Annotated in this window: 12 protein-coding genes; 5 read left to right on the forward strand and 7 right to left on the reverse strand. The window is 42.6% G+C overall.

Going from position 1 to position 15,486, the window contains the following annotated elements; genetic code table 11:
* Window positions 1–57: 57 nt before the first annotated feature.
* On the reverse strand, window positions 58–876 hold the full coding sequence (locus F6K38_RS15170) for a metal ABC transporter ATP-binding protein (RefSeq protein ID WP_008181125.1): 819 nt from the start codon (window positions 874–876) through the stop codon (window positions 58–60).
* Window positions 877–1,278: 402 nt separating this feature from the next.
* Between F6K38_RS15170 and F6K38_RS15175 the strand changes: the two genes are divergently transcribed.
* Entirely contained in the window at window positions 1,279–2,256 is a 978-nt protein-coding gene (locus F6K38_RS15175) for a metal ABC transporter solute-binding protein, Zn/Mn family (RefSeq protein WP_008181130.1), read from the forward strand.
* Window positions 2,257–2,375: 119 nt separating this feature from the next.
* Here F6K38_RS15175 and F6K38_RS15180 read toward each other — a convergent pair whose 3' ends face one another.
* Window positions 2,376–3,617, reverse strand: coding sequence for a tetratricopeptide repeat protein (locus tag F6K38_RS15180; protein WP_008181133.1), 1,242 nt, complete (start codon window positions 3,615–3,617; stop codon window positions 2,376–2,378).
* Window positions 3,618–3,713: 96 nt separating this feature from the next.
* On the opposite strand from F6K38_RS15180, the gene F6K38_RS15185 reads away from it, so the two are divergent.
* On the forward strand, window positions 3,714–5,336 hold the full coding sequence (locus F6K38_RS15185) for a cation:proton antiporter (RefSeq protein WP_008181135.1): 1,623 nt from the start codon (window positions 3,714–3,716) through the stop codon (window positions 5,334–5,336).
* Between the two features lie 225 nt (window positions 5,337–5,561).
* On the opposite strand, the gene F6K38_RS15190 is transcribed toward F6K38_RS15185, so the two are convergent.
* Both F6K38_RS15190 and F6K38_RS15195 read right to left on the reverse strand, forming a co-directional pair.
* Complete coding sequence (locus F6K38_RS15190) at window positions 5,562–7,913, reverse strand: tetratricopeptide repeat protein (RefSeq protein ID WP_287356860.1); 2,352 nt, start codon at window positions 7,911–7,913, stop codon at window positions 5,562–5,564.
* Between the two features lie 225 nt (window positions 7,914–8,138).
* A complete protein-coding gene (locus F6K38_RS15195; RefSeq protein WP_131826959.1) occupies window positions 8,139–9,773 on the reverse strand; it encodes a porin family protein in 1,635 nt (544 codons plus the stop codon).
* Window positions 9,774–10,420: 647 nt separating this feature from the next.
* Here F6K38_RS15195 and F6K38_RS15200 point away from each other — a divergent pair.
* Window positions 10,421–11,176: a hypothetical protein gene (locus tag F6K38_RS15200; protein ID WP_143764197.1), complete on the forward strand. Its 756-nt coding sequence runs from the start codon at window positions 10,421–10,423 to the stop codon at window positions 11,174–11,176.
* Between the two features lie 142 nt (window positions 11,177–11,318).
* On the opposite strand, the gene F6K38_RS15205 is transcribed toward F6K38_RS15200, so the two are convergent.
* Entirely contained in the window at window positions 11,319–11,606 is a 288-nt protein-coding gene (locus F6K38_RS15205; protein WP_008181143.1) for a 2Fe-2S iron-sulfur cluster-binding protein, read from the reverse strand.
* Window positions 11,607–11,782: 176 nt separating this feature from the next.
* On the opposite strand from F6K38_RS15205, the gene F6K38_RS15210 reads away from it, so the two are divergent.
* Entirely contained in the window at window positions 11,783–11,926 is a 144-nt protein-coding gene (locus F6K38_RS15210) for a hypothetical protein (RefSeq protein WP_154659709.1), read from the forward strand.
* A 404-nt stretch (window positions 11,927–12,330) separates the two neighbouring features.
* Here the strand turns inward: F6K38_RS15210 and F6K38_RS15215 are convergent, their stop codons facing one another.
* Window positions 12,331–12,630 (reverse strand): hypothetical protein, encoded by a 300-nt coding sequence (locus F6K38_RS15215; protein WP_008181148.1) that lies wholly within the window; start codon window positions 12,628–12,630, stop codon window positions 12,331–12,333.
* A 6-nt stretch (window positions 12,631–12,636) separates the two neighbouring features.
* Complete coding sequence (locus F6K38_RS15220) at window positions 12,637–12,786, reverse strand: hypothetical protein (protein WP_008181150.1); 150 nt, start codon at window positions 12,784–12,786, stop codon at window positions 12,637–12,639.
* A gap of 1,450 nt (window positions 12,787–14,236) precedes the next feature.
* Between F6K38_RS15220 and F6K38_RS15225 the strand changes: the two genes are divergently transcribed.
* Window positions 14,237–15,307, forward strand: coding sequence for a response regulator (locus F6K38_RS15225; protein ID WP_008181152.1), 1,071 nt, complete (start codon window positions 14,237–14,239; stop codon window positions 15,305–15,307).
* Window positions 15,308–15,486 lie beyond the last annotated feature (179 nt).

Genomic DNA, 15,486 nt, shown 5'->3' on the forward strand with positions numbered 1-15,486 from the left:
TTCGGTAGATATTGTAAGTGTTGTAAATGTGGTAAAATTTATAAAAAATTACCTCTTTCACTTTACAGCAACTGGATCTAACCAAAAAACGACTTGACCACCATAAGCCTGTTGCATATTAGCTGCACTCAATACCTCTTGCCTAGAGCCACTAGCAATTAACTCCCGATTCAACAAAATCAAATCATCAAAATGAGTGATCGCTTCTCCCAAATCATGGTGAACTACCAGCACAATTTTTCCGGCATCGGCGAGTTGATGGAGGATAGTAAAAATTACAGCTTCAGTTTTTTTGTCAATACCAGCCATCGGTTCATCAAAACATAATATATCTGCTTGTTCAGCTAATGCTTTAGCGAGAAAAACGCGCTGCTGCTGTCCTCCCGATAGCTGTCCAATGGGACGATTGCGGTAATCCCCCATGGCAACTTGTTCGATGGCATCCGCTGCAATCCGCCGGGATACCGTGGAAAAGCGACGAAACCATCCTGTTTTCCGGACTCTACCCATTAGCACAACATCCCAGACAGTAGCGGGATAAGTCCAGTCAATTTGCGTCCGCTGTGGCATATAAGCCACCTTTTCTAACTGTTCTATCAACGGTTTTCCCTGATACATAGCTTTGCCTGTGGCAGTGGGAACTAACCCCAGCATGGCTTTGATCAAAGTACTTTTCCCAGCACCATTCGGACCAATAATTCCAGTTAATCGTCCTGGTTTGATCTCACAGTTGATATCCCTGAGTGCTTCTACTAGGCGGTAGTGTACACCCAGTTGCCTCAGGGTAATGGTTCCTGTCTGGGACAGATTGCTATATCCAGCTTGGTGTTTCCTCTTGGGAGAAGCAAGGTGATGAACCGAGGCAGCATCTGGCATAGAGGGTTCCGGAAACAAAAAATTAAACAAATATGAAAATAGTTTACCATGAAATATGAAAAGAATATGATAAGACTTATGCTGCAAACCTAGTTTCTTAGCAAAATTACACCGATTTCAGCCTTTGATTGATAGCGATGCAGCGAGGTAGTGCGGTATTGGGCGTTGCTGAATTGAAGTATGAATGCGCGATCGTCTGGTTTTGGTCAAGCCCCCTAAATCCCCCAACTTTGCGGTGCGACCCAAGGGCGATTTACTCGCCCATTGGAAAGCGCACCGGGGGGGACTTTCAGAGTTTTGTTCCCCCCAGAATTGGGGGGCTAGGGGGGCGGAATCATACCCAGAATCAGCAACGCCCGGTATTGGTGCGTAAGTTCTGATCAAAAGATAACGATTAAGCCGATGAGAGTAATTACTAAGTCCTACAGTAGAAAGCGCCAATGGTGGCTGACAGTAGTAATCATTTTAGGAGTCTGGATAAGTGGGTGTGATACCACCGGAACAAAGCAGAGTGGTATTGATGGCGATGATAAGCCGAATGTAGTTACCACTAGCACTATCATTACCCACTGGACGAAACAAGTAGGAGCAGATGAAATTGAACTGACGGGTATCCTAAAACCGGGAGCAGATCCCCATGTCTATGAGCCAGTCCCAGCCGATACTATAGCGTTGGAACAAGCTAATCTGATTTTATACAATGGCTACAATCTGGAACCAGCACTGATTAAGCTGATTAAGTCTGCTGGGGTTAAGGTCAAGACCTTTGCAGTTGCGGAAGTGGTGTCACCCTTGAATTTTGAACACGAAGGCAAGACGGAACCGGATCCTCATGTTTGGGGGGATGCTAAAAATGCGATCGCAATGGTGAATGCCATTCGGGATCAGTTGATTGAACTCTCACCGGAGGACAAGGAAGAATTTACCAAGAATGCAGCACAGCTAACTGCTGAATTGAAAACGCTTGATGCTTGGATTATCCAGCAGATTCAAACTATTCCTCAGAAGCACCGCTACCTAGTCACAACTCATGATGCTTTTCAATATTATGCTCGTGCCTATGGCATACCAGTGGCTGGAACCTTAATTGGCATGAATACTGAGGAAAAACCCAGTGCTCAGACTGTCAAGGGTTTGGCAGACGCTATCAAAAAAATTGGGGTTCCAGTGATTTTTGCGGAAACCACGATTAACCCAGCTTTGATCAAGACTGTGGCTCAGGAAGCTGGGGTGAAATTAGCGCCAGAAGAATTATACTCTGATTCCTTAGGTGTACCGGGTAGTGAAGCTGATACTTACATCAAAATGTTAATCACTAATACTCACACAGTTGTTGAAGGCTTAGGAGGGAACTATCAAACGTTTAATCCAGTTGAGTAATGTACTTGACTAATGTACTTGACTAATTGCCAGAGACTTGTTTGAGTTTTTAATCATTTAGCTACCTGCTCTCTAGATGCCAGCAAAGGTAGACGAAGAGATAAATACAATGGTCAGATCTATGGATTAATTAGGTTTTGGAACCGTTGCTCGTCTTTAATCATGTCAAAATCCGCATCAATATTAATGATAGACTTAAGTCTATCATTCAAACTCATCGCTTGTTCTAAACTGGCAATTGCTGAGTCAATCTCACCGTTTAAAACATAATAACAAGCTTCATTGTAGTAAAGATTAGATGAATTTGATTTTAGCTGCCGTACTCTTTCCAAACTGTCCCAGGCTTCTTGATAGCGACCAAGTTTGATCAAGGCATAGGCTCTATGGTTCCAAGCATGATGAAAATCTGGGTTGAGCTGAATCACCTGATCATAGGAAATCAGTGCTTCTTCATACTGTTCCATGTATCTGAGAGTATAACCTTGTCCAAACCAACTCCTAAAGTTGTTCGGATTAATTTTAATCGCCTCGGCATGGGCAGCGAGGGATTCCTCATATCGCTTTAATCTCTGCAGGGCTTGGCCTTTTCCTGACCAAGCCACATCGGAATCTGGCTGGAGCTGAAGCGCTTTTTCATAGGATGCGATCGCATCTTGATAGCGATTTTCAATCCACAGAGCGTGTCCTTGATTGATATAGTCATCAACTGTTAAGTATAGCTGGGGATTAGCAGACTTTAACGACTCCAGCTGTTTAGTTAGCTCTTCCAGTTTTTGTTGGACTTCTGGAGCAACAAATTCTTCTTGGATAATCGACGGAGTAATTCGAGAAATTTCGTTAAAAATCTGCTCTTTCTCATGTTGAGCAGCCACAACTAGATGCTGGAGTTGAGAAACAAAATCAGATTTCAGCGTTTCCAGCTCCTGCTTAAAAGCTTCAACTTGTCGTTTTAATTCCGTAGTGACTTCAGCATCAATTTGCTCTTTTATTTTTTGTTCAGCTTCTTCTTGGAATTGCTTTTGCGTCTCAGACACTAATTGGTTGATGATGCTACGACGTAGCAAGAGCACTGCCAGACTAGTAACAATAGGGATGGCGATTAGTACTGTAATTAAAAGGTTGAGCAGGTTAATCGTCCAGTCAAAGGTTCGATGAACTTCCGATTGGATATGATTGCGAATTGTGTAACTTTTCTCTAGATGATCATTAATTAACCTTTCCACTTCCTCCCGTTCTTGGTTCGACAGTAGTGGAGTTGGTGGTGTAGCGTTAGGAAATGATGAATTAGGTTGAGCAATTGCCCCCTCAACTGATAGCAGTAAAGTAGCCAAAGTAATAGCAAGGTTAGGCTTGATTTTCATAACAACTCATATCAAGTGTTGCCAATCCGAATCAACTGTGTTTTTATAATTGAGCGACAAGTAATTACATTTTATATACGAGCACGAACATTTCGGATGCTAGGCAGTACAATTTGGATCTTATTGATGGGCTTTTTTGGGGGTCAACTTGCCCGTCGCTTGGGAGCACCTCCTTTGATTGGCATGATTGTGGTGGGTATCGTGATCGGACCAGAAGTGGGGGATGCGATCGCACCACAAGTCCTAGTTATTGCTGATGACCTACGCACCTTCGCAGTTATGGTCATTTTAATGCGGGCAGGACTGGGATTGGATCTCGAGAAACTCCTGGAGCAAGGAACTGTTGCGCTAAGGTTAGGCTTTTTGCCCGCCATCACCGAAGCGATCGCAGTAGCTGTTGCTGCGATAATACTGTTTAATTTCGATTTTCCCACTGGATTACTCCTAGGTTGTGTAGTCGGAGCAGAATCCCCCGCCGTGATTGTGCCAGGAATGCTGCGACTCAAAAGTTTAGGCTGGGGCGTAGCTAAAGGGATACCGGATGTGATTCTAACTGGGAGTGCCTTATCCGATGTCCTAGTATTGCTACTCTTTAGTTTGATGGTGAATTTCTTGGCACAAGGAACGATCAACAGTAATGCTATCCAATTCCTGCCCCTGCAAGTTCTAATCCAGGTCGCCCTTGGTGTCTTAATTGGATATATCGCTGCTCAGTTAATTATTTTCCTATTAACCAAACAAAATTGGACCGAGACTATCGTCCAAGATACCTTAATTACCGCAGCAATTGCCTTATTATTAGTAGTGTTAGCTAAAAGTCTGCCATACTTTTCTGGCTATTTAGCTACCATGGCAATGGGATTTTTCCTAATACAATTAGACCCTCCCTTAGCACGACGCTTGCGAGTGGAATTTAACCATCTGTGGGTAGTAGCAGAGATTATTCTATTTGTCTTGATGGGAGCTAGTATCCAACTGCGGGTATTAGAAACAACCCTGTTACCTGGCATTTTAATCCTCGCCATTGGCTTATGTATCGGTAGGATGGTCGGGTGGTATCTCTCCACATTGGGGAGTAATTGGACTTGGCGAGAGAAACTGTTTTTGTTACCCGGAAACTCCGCAAAAGCCACAGTACAAGCAGCCATTGGTGGTATTCCCTTGAGTCAAGGGCTAGAAGGAGGTCAGACAATTTTAGCGATCGCAGCCCTCTCAATTTTGATTACTGCACCTCTAGGGGCTTGGGCAATTCCCACCTTTGCCCCTAAACTCTTATCCCAAGACCCTGTAGACCCCACCAAAGTAACCGTTGCCTCTCATACTCTGCTACTAGCCGCTGTCGATACCTCTAATTTAGCCACCCACGTATTAACTAAAGTAGCAGATTTAGCAAGACGAAGTAATGGGGAAGTTATTGTTTTACATGTGATCACAACATCAAATCAGCCAGAAGTCAAGCAGTTACAGAACCAAACCAAACGCTTGCTCTTGGATATTCGGCATCAGTTTATTACCGTAACCGGTTCGATTCCCGAAGAAATTGTTCGCATAGCCCAAGAGCATCAAGTAACAGATATTGTGATCGGAAAACGGGGACATCAACCCTGGCAGCAAGTGCTGGTCGGTTCCGTATCTCAGGCAGTGTTAGAAACCAGTCCAATTCCAGTAATTTTGGTTGAAGAATTGGAACGAACCAAAGTAACTTATCCTAGCAAATAACAAGTATTGTAGTGTTCGAAACGCTATCAGGTGCTAAGCTTTAATTACTAAAACTTAACACCTAAAATCTAACACCTAAAATCTAACATCTTGCCCTAACCATAAAAACTAAATTGACAGGGTATTAGTACTTAAGCTATCAGCTATCAGCTAATGCGCGTAGCGCAATCGGTGATTTTGAATAAAATAAGCTGAGCCCTGACGGCTGACTGCTGAATACTTACATTAGTACCGCTCCCAATAAGGCTGAAAACCTCGTCGTTTCAGAATATCAACCTCCAGCCGCAGGATGCGATTATCGAGCTTAGGATTAGCTGTCCCTGTAGACTCTTTCTCTTCCGAGTTGAGTCCTTCAAACCGTTGGAGGGCTGTAAACGGAAAATCTTGGGCAACACTTAATTCAGCCAAGTTTTGGCGAGCCGATAAATTCTTGGGCTCCAGTTCTAGTATCTGTTTATAAAACCCCGTTGCCTTAGCATAGTGCTGTTGAGTAAAGCTAATCCCTGCCAACGCTAGTAAGGCACCAATTTGATCAGGCTCCCGTTCTAAAATTTCTTCGTAAGCATTGCTAGCTAATCGCAAATCCCTCAATCCCATAGCCAATTCTCCCTGCACAAAGTAGGCATCGATATTATCAGGATTACCGGCAATCCACTCAGCTATTTCAGCTTTAGCTAACTTAGGGTCTCGCTGTGCTAAAACCTGTAGCCGTCGCAATTGTACAGGAGCATTATCTGGTGAGACCTCTAGTAGAGTAATGTACAGGGTTTCTCGTTCTGGGTCAGCAGGCAAAACACCCACCAAACTCAACAATTCCGGCGGTGGATCAATAGAAGGCTGAGTCTGTAGCCATTGATTGAGTACCCCTTCCGCTTCCTCTTGGTCAATACGTTTAGTTTGATATGCTACACTACTGCGCCCCAGCTGGGCTAATAAATCATTGCGATCGCGAGATAGCAGCTGGTCATAGATAACCAGAGCTTTCTGTGGATCACCTTGGGCAATGTGGATTCCCGCTAACCCCCGCAAAGCACCATAGAATAAATTATTATTTGGGTTACTCTGAATAATTCTCTGATACCGCTGGATAGTGGCATCGAGATTTCCCTGGCGACGGTCAATCTCTGCTAGCAATAATTCCGTACTCTGGTCCGATTCACCAGTAGAGGTTGCCCTGTAACTATCAATCGCACTTATTGCCTGGGCTAGTCGATTCTGCTTTATCAAAATCTGAGCAACACGGAAATTCAAAAACGGTACATCTACCCCTGTAGCCAGCAAATCTTGGTAAACACTCAGCAGTTCTGGGTCAGGAGGGTCTAGACGCAACAAAGCTTGGGCTAAATCTCGCTGCTGAGCTGGTTCACTAGGTAGGGTTTGGGTTATCTCAAGCAGCCGCTGTCGCCGTTGAGTTCGGGATAACTGACCCAATTTACTTTCTAGAATAATCTGCTTCACCAACAAGCTTTGGTTATTCGACTTCACCAACAAGCTTTGGTTATTCGACTGCTCCTCGGTCAACTGCTGATAAAGCTCTAGAGCTGATGCCCACTGGGTTGGTACCTCACTCATCACATCAGCCACTTCCCTGACTAAAGCAGAAGATGGCTTTGATGTTGAGGCCAGTACCTGACGGTAGAGAGTAACCGCGTCTTCGGTTAGGTCAGAGCGACCCTCACGACGACCAATTTCTGAAAGGGCCCGGGCTAAGGGTAAAGCCGCTTCATCCCTCCCTCGCAACGGTTCTAGGACAGACAAAGCTTCTGTGAGTTGCCCAGAGGCTTGATAAGCTTTAGCTAAATCAGCCCGTAGATAGCTATCATTGCCATAGAATTGGGAAAATTGATTGAGCTGGGCTTCCAGTACCTCTACCGCCTGAGCAGGATTGCCAGTTTCTCGTAGAGCCAGAGCATAGGCTCCCGCTGCATTTCCCGGAATTGGCTTACCGCTAGCTTGGTAACGATCAAATAGCTCCAGCCCTTGCTGATAGTCACCACTATAGGTATAGATTTGAGCAGCACCAAGAATGATTTCTGGTGTAGGATTGCTCTCCAGCACAATTTGATAATCAGCTAGGGCTTCCGGAAAACGACCTTGGTAGCCCAGCAGTAAAGCCCGCTGAGCAAGAGCAGCAGTATCATTAGGACTTAGGTTTAATAAAGTCGTTAGGGCTTCAATCCCATCCGGCTGCCATTCAGGACGATAACCTCCCAATTCTCCTACCGCTTCCAGAGCCTCTTTATTGTTTGGGTCGATGGCTAGGACTTGTTGATAAGCAGCCCAAGCATCTGCATCTCGCCCTGCTCGCTGATACGCTATCGCTAGACCTAACCTCCCTTCCTTCGATTGGGGAGAGCCTTTTAGAGCTTGTTCAAAGGTTGCGATCGCATTATCCACCCATCCTTTCTTTAACAGAGAGTAACCTCGGCGTACTGCAGAAGTAACTTGTGCTTGGAGCGCTGGTACCACCGATTCAACTGGGCTGAAGATTAATACTCCTGCTAACCCAAAAACCATCAAAAAGACCCACCAACGCTGCCAGTGGAAATTTTTTTTGCCAAGAGAATCGTTATTCATTGGTCAAAAGCATGAAGTATGAAGAATGAAGTATGAACTATCAAGGATGAAGGATAAACTATCAAGGATGAACTATCAAGGATGAACTATCAAGGATGAATCAGTGTCTATGTTCTATCTATCTGAGTAATTCTATGAGCGAGTAGCTTTAAAAACCCATTACTCAGCACTGACGCACTGACGCACTGACGCACTCACGCACTGACGCACTCACGCACTCAGCACTCAATCCCAGAGATCACTCACATCAAAATCAGCCCTGACTCGAACACCAAGAATTGTATCTGAAAACTGATCTCGTCCTTGCAAAGTCACACCTGCACGCACATTAGGTGAAACACGCACGTCATAGAACAATTCCCAAACATCTGGTACTTTATTACCTTCGTCCCGGCGCAAGTCATCATTAGACAATTGCCGACCATAGCCAAGCCCTAGTCGGTCATCATCCATAAACAAATCTAAGAGGTTCAGACCCACACTGTAGGTATCCCCGCTTTCATCTAAATCAAGATTTTCGTACCAACCATAGCGCCCAAACAGTCCCATCTTGAGAGCAGGAATATATAGTTCTCCATTAATCCCGTAAGCTTCTTCGCGGTCAGAGGACTTCGGACCAAACTCGTTATCCCCTCGGTTCAAAGAAAAAATTTCCTGGAATCCATCTTTCTGAGCATCCCGAGCCGATAGGTAAGTCCCCCGAATGATTGCTGTACCTACCCGGAAAGCTAGCTCTGAAGAAAACCCATCAAAGGCAAAATCATCCAGGTCTCGGTCTGAAGAAAAGCCCGCAGCTCTTACTTCCAGGTTGTCGGTTAAATTCCAGTTGAGCAGCACCCCCGGACGGGACGCTATACCTGCTGCTGCCAGAGCAGGATTCGTCTGAAACACCGGGTTAAAGAAATGGGTCGTGCTATCTTTAGCAAAGCTATTGCGGTCAAAATAAGATGTCAAATCCATTAGACCAACTACAAAGCGCAGATTAGAATAGCTAGGCACAGAAGTGGTAAAGTAAAGTTCATTGAGACTTAATCCCGTTTCTTCGGTGTCGGAAAAGCCATCCCCAGTGGTGAGGTCAACTGTGGCACCAAACAAAGCATGGGGAGAAAGGGGATAAGTTCCTTGCAGCCGTAGTCTCGCTGATGTGTCTACCTGATTCAGAAAGGCACCTTGTACGTTTAGGGTCGGAGCTAAAGGGTTATCATCCTTAGGCTCAATCTCTGGAATTAATGGACGCTCTGGTGCTTCCTCAAAGTTAGTTTGTGCCAGCTTCTTAGGCTCAATCGATACCCAATCATCTTCACTGGGGTGGAAGCTCTTAGGGTCATATTGCTTGGATAAACCTACAGTCCTATCAAAGTACCTCAGGCAGCTTTCGTTTGTGTAGCCACAACCAATTCCTTGTCCGCTGCTAACCGAGTAGTATTGGCTGTTAGGGTTTGCTTGAAACCTAGCCCTCATCCTCCTGCATGAATCCTTAACAGACCAGTCCTCCTGGGACTTTTCAGACAAATTGCTAGAGTTGAACCTGTCCAGCCGGTCTTGGTCTGTATTGCTCCAGACGTTATGCTGTGATGGTTTCGACGTTTCGCTCTTAGGGCTAAGAGGTTTTTCCGAAACAATTTGATCCGGAAGACTAGGACATAGCCCCGAAAAATAAGCATGGGCTGGTTCTGTTTTCAGACTAGCAACACCTAACAAGAGTGATAGGGTGATCGGGGCTATAAAACCCCATTTGGCTAAGGGGGAAGTCGAGCCAATGGATAATAAGTAACTTAGCTCAACGGAACGCTTTGAGGCGCTCATGCTTGGTTGATTATTAGTATCAATAGCAATAGGGATTTGATTTATGTCTCTCATGAGCACCACAATCAATGAAATATAATTGTGCTTAGTTAACATTTATGGCCAATACAGCGGTTTGCAATTCAGTTAGGTACAAAGTTCTGGGTTTTTAGGGAGCTTCGGAGCTGGGAGCTGGGAGCAGGAAAGAGGGAAGAGGGAAGAGAGAAAACAATCCTGTGTACCTGATAGTTATGCAAACCGCCGTAAATGTTTTACCAGCCGAGAAAAGCTGCTCCGTTTTTTTTAAAATTGGGGCTAATTATATCATATAATTAAGTAAGCTTGATTAGTTTTTTCAAAGTCTTAGGTTTAATCCGATATCATAAGGTTTGGTAACTTCTGAATGTTATTGAATACCAATGCTACTATACTTAATGTCACTTTCAAATTCATACAACAAAAAAAAATATGATTTTTAGGGGATATTTAAATCAATGAAAATATTCATCATATAAATAATATAAATAGCTGGCTAAAACCCTAACAAAAAAATATAAATGAATAAAAATTAACCAGGCCAAGCATTAACATTAATCATCCCCAAAAATTACCAAAATAAATTTTGATTTGTTAAACTTTAATTTAATCACAATTTTATGCAACTATCGACTATGCACAAAACCTTTATTTTTATTTGTACAAAAAAAATAGTCAAACAAAATATGACCCATTTGTTAAAAGGGGTATTTAGCATCTTTATACTCTTACTTTTAAGTAATGGATGCACCCAGCTTCCATTACCAGGACGGCAATTAACTAATCGATTACTCGGTCAATCTTCCAAAGCAATTTTTCAGCTTAGGGTGACCAAATCAGACCGTCCGGGGATCTACACCGTAGCAGGAACCACGAATCTTCCCGAGGAAATTCCCATCACGGTAGCAGCGATTCGCTATTTGCACCCTAATCAACAGCTCTCTTTCAACAGAGACGCAAATTTTATCTATTCAATTCTGGCTTATCAAAATGTCGATGTAAAGAAGGGAAGATGGCAGACCGACTTGAAACTATGGCAAATTGCACCAGACGGTCAGTTTCAAGAAGTCTGGCAAATGGATCAGTCCAAACTTGGGTTATCACTAAAACCAGCAGAGGAAGTAACCTTTGTAGCCACCCTCGCCCCCAAAGAGTCCCTCTGGGAACTAGAAGAGGACTTAAAGAAGCAGCGAATAACCCTAGCAAGCAGCCTGATCAACAATACATCGGATGGTCAACGGTATGTCCAGGCACGTCAAATTCTGTCCGTTGCCTTACCCACCGGTCAGACCAAACCACCTGAACCTAGACCTGAGGATATTAATGATGGCTGGGGCAAGCGGTATCTGCTGCTACCAGAACCACCGATTATTTATAAGCTTGACAAGCCTAGTCAACGTCGAATCGATGCTCCCCTTTCAACTCCTGAGTTTTTACAATGATATCTGGTTTAAGGAGTGATGGAGTGATGGAGTGATGGAGTGATGGGGTGATCACTCCATCCCTCCGTTCTTGTGCTTGGACAAAAGATAGTGTGGAAAGGGAATTTTCCTCACCTGTTTATCCCCTCATCTGTTCATCCCCTCACCCCTTGAGAGTACTGATACTAATATCGCCCATCACAACACACTGGCAAGCTAGACGTGCGTGAGGATTGTCTGGAGCTAACACATCAAGCAAATCCTGCTCATCAGCTGTGATAGGTGTCAGGTTTTCAATGCCCCTGACTACCTCCATTAGACAGGTTCCACAGGATGCTTCCCGACAACCAAAAAGAAGGGAAATGGGATGCTCATCGCAGATGTCAGCTAGGTTTTGGTTAGGTTCGACCTCAAGGGTTTTTTGATCGTCTTCAACGTGAATACTCACCATAGCAACAATTTGGGTCTTTCATTTATAACATTACTGGAGCAGGAGCTGGCACAAGTTTGGGCGTTGCTGAATCTTCGAATGAATAGGAGTAGAGTGGGCATCCTGCCCGCCGGAAAATATATTGAAACTGGCAAGATGCCAGTTCCACCAAGATGCCCATTCCACAGGTGCGACCCGTGGCGAATTTAATTCGCCAAGGTCAAGCGCACCTAAAAACTCTTAAAATCATTCCATTATTAAGCAACGCAAGGTGCATAGCCAACAACTATGGGATTGCCTGGAAATTCTGGCAAATATTCTGGATTAACTCCCCAACCTAAAGTGATTACTAATTGAACATCTAATCCCATACAAGCTTATGCAATCATTTTAAAAACCCAAAAAGCCGAGTTTTTAGATTTACCATAGAAGCATAAATTAACGGTTATCAAGTTAATTTTTCAGAAGTAAAGGGAATTGATTCTAGACTAACTTAATTTGAATAATGATACGGACATGTAAAATTAAAACAAGACGGTAGTTCTTTTCTGGGAAATTCAAATTCAGCAGGCTGTTGACTAAGTTGAGCCAATTGATAATAGTGTTGATTCACCTTATTATAGGGAGATAAATTCCACTGTTTACGATGATCATGAATAACTTTTCCCAGAGATTTACCCAGAAAAGAAACCAGTGCATAACCTAGTCTGTTCCGTAGAAGTTCCCGCCATGAAGGGTCATAATTTCAGGATGTGGTAAAGGGAGGAACACTTATTTCCCGATTCAGCATTAAGGCAGTGGATACACTAACAAAAGGAATGTTTAGATAGTCAGCGATAGTTCCTCCTTCTGGAGAAGCTTGATCGACTAACAATACCTCTATACCTGCTGTTTTAATTACTTCTGGGGTATCCCTAAGAGACATTTTGGCTACATTTAAAAACCAATTCATTGTATAATGTAATGCCTTAATTCCACTCAGATTACCTAGTTGAGTAAATACGTCTTTTGTTGTTCCTTTGGGAAAATCAGACTTGCCAATCACCTGAAATTATAATCCTCTGGCTAGAACTTTTGGTTGAGGGTCTTCAATTCCTAATACGGTGACGCGATGACCACGCTGTTTCAGTTCGTAACCTAAAGTAGTGATAGGGTTAAGATGACCAGAAGCAGCAGGACAAATTATGCCAAAATGAGTCATGATATTTGATCAGCAAAATACGTTTGGAATGGGTGCATCTCAGTTTTGCAATTATGCAAAAATTCGGGAGAAAATTCCCGCGCCCCCGCCCCGCGCCCCCGCCCCACAATTGAGATCTTTTTTACAAATATGAGATGCACCCTTTGGAATTGAGTTTATAGCTATAGCCCGATTTAATGGGACTTGAGAAAAAATTCAGCTCAAATGTAACCTAAACTGGCTTTGTAAGGGATGAATAGCTTCCCATACTTGTCTAACCAATTGATAAAACGACAAGATATGGGGTAGGAACTGCTTCCGCAGCATTCCTAGCCTTGATTGTTAATTGTTAACGATAGCTAGCATCGAGATCAGTTTATTCCTAAAGTTATTCCTATAATGGGGGACAATTACTCCCAGGATAGACTGCGGCAGTAACGTCTTATTTAACCTAACTATTTTTTTTGCGTCTCCCTGTAGAGCGGGAAACGTCTTGACCAAATCACCCTGCTGATGGAAAGCACTTCTTTGCTGGCAATCACACAAAGTAATTACTATATTAGTATACTAATATACCTCATATCTTGCACTAGCCCCCCAAACTCGTGCATAATAGGGTTATATAGGGGCTATATAAATGTAGACGCTTTCTTCGACTTGCCGTAGGCTAGTCCTACTTCAGTGTGCAAGTTAAGTGTGTAACAGCTGATTCGAGCTCCACCAACTATAACTTGAAAATAATGCTATTGACAAGTGCAATTTTGGTTATATTAACTAACTTGTCGTTAATGTCATTAGCCAAATCTTAAAGTGATTTTAGCTAAGCTCCTGATTGATTAGAGCAGTACTTCTGACTATCACGATAAATTCCGAGACTTTTCCCCTGACCCCTTGTTAGGTAATATTTTCTGCCAGCCAGTAAATAGTCACTGATTAATTACACTAACTTCATCCATTGAAAAAACTATTTATATAAGCTTTACACAGATGATAGACAACCTTGTTATGATAATGGACAACGAGTGAATTTTTGGTTAATCTAGTGTTGGGAAAGTTTTTCTGTCCCTACAGGGTGTATCCAAGTTTACTATAGTTACCCTTCACTCTTGGATGTCATGGTGCAATGCAAATGACGATTCACCCCTCAATTTTTTTGGAAAAACTTAAAACCGTTTAATTTTTGAATCTCAGCTCCCATTCATTTCTGAGATATAGAATTCAGGTAAGCAGCTACTACCTAAGTTAATTAGGTAATTTTTACTAGTCACATCACATGACCTATTGTACAGTTTTAGTTTGGGTATGGCTGTTATTTGTGTAGAAAATCGATTTTTAGTTAAAAAAATAATTTAACTTCAAGAAAACTTTCCGGAATCTACTCTAGCTAGGATGTAGCTAACTATTAACCCAAGCAAATCAATCATTAGTATTGATTTTTTTCATCAATTGATTTACAGCGGATTAGAGAAAAATGAACTCCACCTACATCAATAGCTACAGGCATGATAAAAAACTAAACCCCCTTTCCTTATTGGCTCAATTATCTAGTCGCCATGCCAATGGATGTTTACAAGTATCTAGTGGTTCAGTTTCTTGGTCAATCTATCTAGAAAATGGTCAATTAATTTATGGCTCAAACTCGATCAACCCCTTTGATCGCCTAGACCATTACTTATCTCGTCTAAGTCGTAGAATTCCTACCCTTGTTAGTGCGGTTCGGGTTCAGGTTCGCCTGATCTTTGAAGCCAACTTAAACAGTCATTCAAATTATCCTTCAGATTACCAAGCAATTTGTTGGTTGGTCAATCAAAATTATCTGAATTCCGTTCAGGCAGCAAGTCTGATCGAAGAATTGGCTGAAGACGTAATCGGTTCTCTGCTGTCAGAGAAAGAAGGAACTTACCAATTACTGGAAACTAATCCATCTGAGGATTTGCCTAAATTTTGTAGGCTTGACCTTCGCACAATTGTTGAACACTGTTACGAACAGTTACAACATCAGCACTCTTCTAACTCAAAGCCAGTGAATAATCCCTATAGCTCTAATTCTGTAGTCCCAATCGGAAATTCTACACCATTGAACTCAATTCACGAATCCTCTCTAAATAACTCGGCTCCATTAGAGCAGAGATTTCAGCATCATACCTCGGTTAATCAACAACCAACGTCTACCAGTAAAACTTACAAGATTGCTTGCATTGATGATAGTACAAGTGTTTTAAATGCCATCAACTCCTTCTTAGAAGATAAAAGTTTCTCTGTTGTCATGATTAATGACCCAGTTAGGGCATTAATGCAAGTTATCCGCATTAAGCCTGACCTAATTTTGCTCGATGTTGCCATGCCAAACTTAGATGGTTATGAGCTATGTTCTCTGTTACGAAAGCATTCACTTTTTAAACATACCCCAATTATTATGGTAACAGGGAATACTGGTTTCCTAGACCGAGCTAAGGCTAAACTTGTTGGAGCATCTGGTTACTTGACTAAACCGTTTAACCAATCCGATCTCCTCAAGATAGTGTTTAAACATCTCAAATAATCATTGGGTAACTATCTACTTTATATCTATGAAGGATAAAAAGCTGAATTCGGTGTTGATTTATTAAGACATTTAGGGTGGTTTTATAAATACATATCCCTCTATAGGTTATTACTATAGATTATTTTATTGGTTATAGTTGACCTAACCAATACTTTGACAAACTCACCAATTATAAA

Source organism: Moorena sp. SIO3B2, assembly GCF_010692525.1.
Taxonomy (GTDB): Bacteria; Cyanobacteriota; Cyanobacteriia; order Cyanobacteriales; family Coleofasciculaceae; genus Moorena; species Moorena producens.